The sequence below is a fragment of the Hydrogenimonas sp. genome (assembly GCF_029933015.1).
In the GTDB taxonomy this organism is placed as follows: Bacteria; Campylobacterota; Campylobacteria; order Campylobacterales; family Hydrogenimonadaceae; genus Hydrogenimonas.
Genome location: NZ_JAOZOZ010000099.1, coordinates 1 through 5,811, shown reverse-complemented (window position 1 = coordinate 5,811; position 5,811 = coordinate 1). Strand labels below are relative to the sequence as shown.

Below are 5,811 nucleotides of genomic sequence, written 5' to 3'. Positions count from 1 at the left end.
GATAAAGGTGAGTAACTCTTTTGGCAAAAGATTGGTGATGACCACTTTCGGTGAATCCCACGGTCCGGCTATCGGCTGCGTTCTTGATGGTGTGCCGGCGGGACTGGAGATCGACGAAGCGTTCATCCAGGCCGAACTCGATCGGCGGCGGCCCGGAAAAAACGCCTACGCCACCGCCCGCAAAGAGGCCGACAAAGTGGAGATTCTAAGCGGTGTTTTCGAAGGAAAGGCGACAGGAACGCCGATCGCGATGGTGATCTACAACACCAACCAGAAATCGAAAGACTACGGCAATATCAAGGAACTTTTCCGTCCGGGTCATGCCGATTACACCTATTGGGAGAAGTACGGCATCCGGGATTATCGCGGCGGCGGGCGCAGCAGTGCACGTGAAACGGCCGCACGGGTGGCGGCTGGAGCCGTGGCGAAACTGATGCTGCGCGAAATCGGCGTGAAAGTCGAAAGCGGTATTTTCAAGATCGGTGAAATCGAAGCGGGAAAGTACGACTTCGACTACGCCAGAAACAGTGAAATCTTCGCCCTCGATCCTTCGATGGAGCAGGCGCAGAAAGATGCCGTACTGCGTGCCAAAGAGGCCCACGACAGCATCGGGGGCGCGGCACTGGTGCGCGCGACCGGCGTGCCCGTGGGACTGGGCGAACCGATCTACTACAAGCTCGACGCCGTTTTGGCCGATGCGATGATGGGAATCAACGCCGTCAAAGGAGTCGAGATCGGTGAAGGGGTGCGCAGTGCCGAACTTGCGGGGAGCAGAAACAATGACGAAATGACCCGGGAGGGGTTTGCGAGCCACCATCACGGCGGCACCCTGGGAGGCATCAGCAGTGGAGATATACTGGAAGTGAAAGTCTATTTCAAACCGACCCCATCCATCTTCAAGCCGCTCAAAACGCTCGATGTCCATGGCGAAGAGGTGACATGCGAGCTCAAAGGGAGGCACGATCCCTGTGTGGCGATCCGCGGAAGCGTCGTGGCCGAAGCGATGGCGGCTCTGGTGCTGGCCGACATGGTGCTTCTGAACATGGGCCGCAAGATGGAAGATGTGGCACGCCATTACGGAAAGAGAAATAGATGAAACGAACGATCGTTCTTCTGTTGACACTCCTTTTTCCGGCCTTTCTGGCGGCGAAAGTGCAAGTCGTCGTCAGCATCGTGCCAGAAAAGACGTTCGTCGAAAAGATCGCCAAAGAGCTGGCGGATGTGACGGTGATGGTGGCGCCGGGTGCGAGTCCCGCCACCTACGAACCGAAACCGAGCCAGATGAAAGCGATCGCCAAAGCGGACCTCTACTTCGCCATCGGCGTGCCGTTCGAGCGGGCGTGGCTTCCCCGTTTCGCCGCCCAGAACCCCGGGATGAAGATCGTCGACATCACCGAAGGCATCCGGAAGATGCCGATGGACTCCCACCACCATCACGGAAATCGAGAATCGGAAATCGGGAATCGGGAGACTCGACACTCGTTGGATCCCCATGTCTGGCTCTCTCCGCCTCTGGTGAAAATCCAGGCGAAAAACATCGCCCTGGCGCTGGAGAGTGTCGATCCCGCCCATAAGGATATTTACGAAAGAAATCTGAAGAAATTTCTGCAGGAGATCGAGCAGCTCGACAGAGAGTTGAAAAAACGGCTGGCCCCCTGCAGAGGGAGTGCGATGATGGTCTTTCATCCCTCCTGGGGATATTTCGCGCGAACCTACGGGCTGAGGCAGATTCCGATCGAAATCGAGGGCAAAGAGCCGAAATCGAAGGAGATCGTCCGTCTGATACGCGAAGCGAAGGAGGAGGGTGTCAGGACACTTTTCGTGCAACCGCAGTTTTCCAAAAGAAGTGCGGAAGTGATCGCCAGATCGATCGGTGCGAAAATCGTTGAAGCCGACTCCCTCTCGGCCGACTGGTCCGAGAACCTGCTCGATATCGCGAAAAAAGTGTGTGAAGCTTCCAAATGAGTGAGCCCGCTGTCCGTGTCCGAAACGTCACCTTCTCGTATAACGGCGATCCGGTGCTGGAAAACATCAGCTTCGATGTCGAAACGGGAGACTTTCTGGCCATCATCGGACCCAACGGCGGCGGAAAGAGTACGCTTCTGAAGCTGATGATGGGCATCGTCAAACCCCTGGAGGGCGATGTCAGGCTTTTTGGAAAAGAGCCCGAAAAAAGCGATGTCGTCATAGGGTACGTGCCGCAGGAGACTGGGCACAATCTCGATTTTCCCGTTACCGTGTTCGATGTGGTTTTGATGGGTCTGCTGCATCGTCGCAACCGATGGCGTCGCTACGATGCCGACTCCAGGCAGAAAGCTTTCGAGGCGTTGGGAAAAGTGAATATGTCCGAATATGCCGATCGTCGCATCGCCGAGCTTTCGGGCGGCCAGAGGCAGAGAGTGATGATCGCCCGGGCTCTGATCAGTGACCCGCAGATCCTCATGCTCGACGAACCGACCGCCAGCATCGATTTCAACGGGCAGCGGGAGATTTTCGATCTGCTCGAGAGACTGAACGAAAAGATGACGGTGATCGTGGTGAGTCATGACATGAGTATGGTCATGGGGTATGCCCGACACGCACTCTACGTCCACAAAACGGCCGTGATGCACACGATCGACGCCCATACCCGTTATCAGATCAAACGGCAGCTGCAGGGGCACGAGGGGCACTACTGCGGGGCGGAGTTCTGGCAGGACATGGGAAGAAAAATCGAATGCACCGAGGAGTGCCGGCATGCTTGAAGCCCTTCAGATGCCCTTTTTCCAGCATGCGTTGGCGGCAGGCTTTCTCATTGCCATAGCGATCGGGCTGATCGGTCCCCTGACGATGGCCAACCGCATGACATTCATGAGCGGCGGTATCGCCCACGCCACCTACGGGGGTGTGGGTGCCGCCATCTTTTTCGGTACCTCCGTATTGACGGGGGCGATGGTGGCTGCACTGCTGGCCGCCGCCGTCATCTCTTTCGTCGCCTACCGGTATGCCCATCGGGCCGATACCGTCATCGGTATCGTCTGGGCCGTCGGCATGGCGATCGGTGTGATCCTCAGCGATATGACGCCGGGATACAATGTCGATCTTATGAGTTTTCTCTTCGGTTCCATTCTCGCCGTCGGTCTCGAAGATATCCAAATGATGGCGCTCTTCGATCTGACGGCTCTGGGTCTTGTCTGGTACTTCTATTACGATTTTATAGCGCTCAGTTTCGATCCGGTATTCGCGAGATTGCAGGGGGTGAAAACGGAACTTCTGCATCTGCTTCTTCTGGGACTCGTCGCCGTGACGGTCGTGCTCGCGATGCGGCTGGTAGGGCTCATCATGCTGATCGCTCTGCTGACGATGCCCAGCTTTTCCGCCGAACGCTATGTCAGATCCCTGGGGGGTATGGTAATTTTTTCGATCATTGTGTCGATTATTTATATCGTTACAGGACTTTTCCTGGCCTACTGGTACGATCTCTCCGCCGGAGCCTCGATCGTTATCGTTGCCGCTTTTGGTACAATTTCGTTGTTTTTGATAAAAAAATATAGAAAAAGGTAAACCGCATGATAAAAAAATGTCTCTTCCCTGCCGCCGGATACGGCACCCGCTTTCTTCCCGCCACCAAGGCGATGCCCAAGGAGATGCTGCCCATCATGGCCAAGCCCCTGATCCAGTACGGCGTCGAGGAGGCGGTGGAGGCCGGGATGGATATCATGGCCATCATTACCGGACGGGGCAAACGCGCCATCGAAGACCATTTCGATGTCAGTTTCGAGCTCGAACATCAGATTTACGGCACCCCCAAAGAGTATCTTCTGCACGAGATCAGAGATCTCATCAACAAGTGTACCTTCACCTATACGCGCCAGATCGAGATGAAGGGGCTGGGTGATGCGATCTACAAAGGCCGCGTTCTGATCGGAGACGAGCCTTTCGCCGTGCTTCTGGCCGACGACCTGTGCACCAACGAAGAGGGTGAGGGCATCCTGGCGCAGATGGTGAAGGTCTACAACAAATACCGCTGCTCCATCGTGGCGGTACAGGAGGTGCCGATGGATCAGGTCGACAAATATGGCGTAGTCGCCGGCAAGTCGATCGATACCGATCTGATCATGGTCGATACGATGGTCGAAAAGCCCGATCCCAAAGAGGCACCCTCCAATCTGGCGATTATCGGCCGCTACATCCTCACCCCCGACATATTCGATCTGATCAAAGAGACCAAACCCGGCAAAGGGGGAGAGATCCAGATCACCGACGCCCTGATGGCCCAGGCGAAGAAAGGGATGGTGATGGCCTACAAATTCAAAGGCCGCCGTTTCGACTGCGGAAGCATCGACGGCTTCGTTGAAGCGACCAACTACTTTTATGAACATTCGAAACGAAACGACGAAAAAGAGAAAAAGCAGAAGTGATGAAAATCGTCATACTCGATGCCAAAACGCTGGGAGACGATATCGATCTGACCGTTTTCAAGACATTCGGAGAGGTGGAGATCCATGGGAAAACATCTCCGGATGAGACGATCGAAAGATGCAAGGATGCGGAAATCGTCATCACCAACAAAGTGGTCATGGACCAAAGGGTGATCGACGCCTCTTCCCGTCTGAAGCTCATATGTGTCGCGGCGACGGGTATGAACAACGTGGATCTGGAGTATGCCGCCCGGAAAGGGATCGAAGTCAAAAACGTGGCCGGCTACTCGACCTACAGTGTCGTGCAGCATACGTTCGCGATGCTCTTCTATCTGATGGAGAAGCTCCCCTATTACGACCATCATGTCAAATCGGGTGCGTGGGCGGAATCGGGCATCTTCACCTGCGTGGAGAGACCTTTTCACGAGCTGCACGGAAAACAGTGGGGCATTATCGGTCTGGGCACCATCGGAAAAGCGGTTGCCAAGGCGGCCGAGGCGTTCGGAGCGACGGTGGTTTACTACTCCACAAGCGGCGAAAACGACGATCCTTTCTATCCCCGGATGGAGCTCGATACGCTGCTGAGCACCTCCCATGTCGTCTCCATTCATGCCCCCTTGAGCGAAAGGACGAAAAATCTGCTGGATCGTACCCGTCTGGAAAAGATGCAAAAAGGTGCCATTCTTCTCAACCTCGGAAGAGGGGGTATCGTCGACGAATCCGCCCTGGCACGGGCGATCGACGAAGATGGGATCTATGCAGGTCTGGATGTCACGGAAAAAGAGCCGCTGCCGAAGGATTCGCCGCTCTACAGGGTGAAAAACGGCGATCGGCTGCTTATCACTCCCCATATCGCATGGACCAGCGTGGAAGCCAGGGAGAAGCTCGTCGCCGGCATCGTGCGCAATATCGAAATCTTTCTCAAAAAACACACGATCTAAGCGCCGATACGGCGCTTCCGCCGTTTACGGTTTTCCGTTTCCCGTCAAATTCTCCTGCTCCAGAGCGTAGAGCGCATAGCGTATCGTCTTGAAATCTTCCGACTTCTTCGCATCGATAAGCTTGAAGGCTTCTTCCAGCACTCTGGATGCTTCCTGGGCCCGTTTGTAGTTGGCCAGCAGAAGGCTTTCGACACTCTCTCTTTTCAATTCCGTCTCGATACTCTTTTTCAGTACGTCGTTTTGAATGTCGCGGTGGGGAAGTATCTTCAGGTAGTTGTCGATTTTCGCGAGGTGTCGGAGGGATTTCAGTTTCGAAGTGATGTTCTGGTCGTCGTAGATATAGCGGTTGATGTCTTCGATGACGCGAATCCCCTCTTTGAGGCGGTTGAGATTCGCGTCGACGAGCCGAAAGAGCTTCGGCTCCGAAAGATTACTCGTCACTGCCGAAGATTCCGAGGATCTGCAGCAGA

General features: G+C 55.2%; 7 protein-coding genes. 6 read left to right on the top strand and 1 reads right to left on the bottom strand.

Translation table 11 applies throughout. The features are described from left to right. The first annotated feature begins 37 nt into the window (after nt 1–37). Genes aroC through Q1K23_RS07065 form a run of 6 tightly spaced genes read left to right on the top strand, consistent with a single transcriptional unit; the run spans nt 38 to nt 5,341 of the window. On the top strand, nt 38–1,096 hold the full coding sequence (aroC, locus tag Q1K23_RS07090; RefSeq protein ID WP_300363449.1) for a chorismate synthase: 1,059 nt from the start codon (nt 38–40) through the stop codon (nt 1,094–1,096). Continuing rightward, nucleotides 1,093–1,965 (top strand): zinc ABC transporter substrate-binding protein, encoded by an 873-nt coding sequence (locus Q1K23_RS07085; protein WP_300363447.1) that lies wholly within the window; start codon nt 1,093–1,095, stop codon nt 1,963–1,965. The genes aroC and Q1K23_RS07085 overlap by 4 nt, the downstream gene beginning before the upstream one ends. Then, entirely contained in the window at nt 1,962–2,744 is a 783-nt protein-coding gene (locus Q1K23_RS07080; protein WP_300363446.1) for an ABC transporter ATP-binding protein, read from the top strand. The genes Q1K23_RS07085 and Q1K23_RS07080 overlap by 4 nt, the downstream gene beginning before the upstream one ends. Next, the gene (locus Q1K23_RS07075; protein WP_300363445.1) at nt 2,737–3,543 is read left to right on the top strand and encodes a metal ABC transporter permease; all 807 of its coding nucleotides are present in this window, start codon (nt 2,737–2,739) and stop codon (nt 3,541–3,543) included. The genes Q1K23_RS07080 and Q1K23_RS07075 overlap by 8 nt, the downstream gene beginning before the upstream one ends. Before the next feature lie 5 nt (nt 3,544–3,548). Continuing rightward, entirely contained in the window at nt 3,549–4,400 is an 852-nt protein-coding gene (gene galU, locus Q1K23_RS07070; RefSeq protein ID WP_300363444.1) for a UTP--glucose-1-phosphate uridylyltransferase GalU, read from the top strand. After that, complete coding sequence (locus Q1K23_RS07065; protein WP_300363443.1) at nt 4,400–5,341, top strand: D-2-hydroxyacid dehydrogenase; 942 nt, start codon at nt 4,400–4,402, stop codon at nt 5,339–5,341. The genes galU and Q1K23_RS07065 overlap by 1 nt, the downstream gene beginning before the upstream one ends. Nucleotides 5,342–5,365: 24 nt before the next feature. On the opposite strand, the gene Q1K23_RS07060 is transcribed toward Q1K23_RS07065, so the two are convergent. Beyond that, complete coding sequence (locus Q1K23_RS07060; protein ID WP_300363448.1) at nt 5,366–5,782, bottom strand: thiamine-phosphate pyrophosphorylase; 417 nt, start codon at nt 5,780–5,782, stop codon at nt 5,366–5,368. Nucleotides 5,783–5,811: the final 29 nt, after the last annotated feature.

What these genes read in the sequence shown, in the direction of transcription:
- aroC (WP_300363449.1), top strand. Translation starts at nt 38, where the DNA reads ATGACCACTTTCGGTGAATCCCACGGTCCGGCTATCGGCTGCGTTCTT.
- Q1K23_RS07085 (WP_300363447.1), top strand. Translation starts at nt 1,093, where the DNA reads ATGAAACGAACGATCGTTCTTCTGTTGACACTCCTTTTTCCGGCCTTT.
- Q1K23_RS07080 (WP_300363446.1), top strand. Translation starts at nt 1,962, where the DNA reads ATGAGTGAGCCCGCTGTCCGTGTCCGAAACGTCACCTTCTCGTATAAC.
- Q1K23_RS07075 (WP_300363445.1), top strand. Translation starts at nt 2,737, where the DNA reads ATGCTTGAAGCCCTTCAGATGCCCTTTTTCCAGCATGCGTTGGCGGCA.
- galU (WP_300363444.1), top strand. Translation starts at nt 3,549, where the DNA reads ATGATAAAAAAATGTCTCTTCCCTGCCGCCGGATACGGCACCCGCTTT.
- Q1K23_RS07065 (WP_300363443.1), top strand. Translation starts at nt 4,400, where the DNA reads ATGAAAATCGTCATACTCGATGCCAAAACGCTGGGAGACGATATCGAT.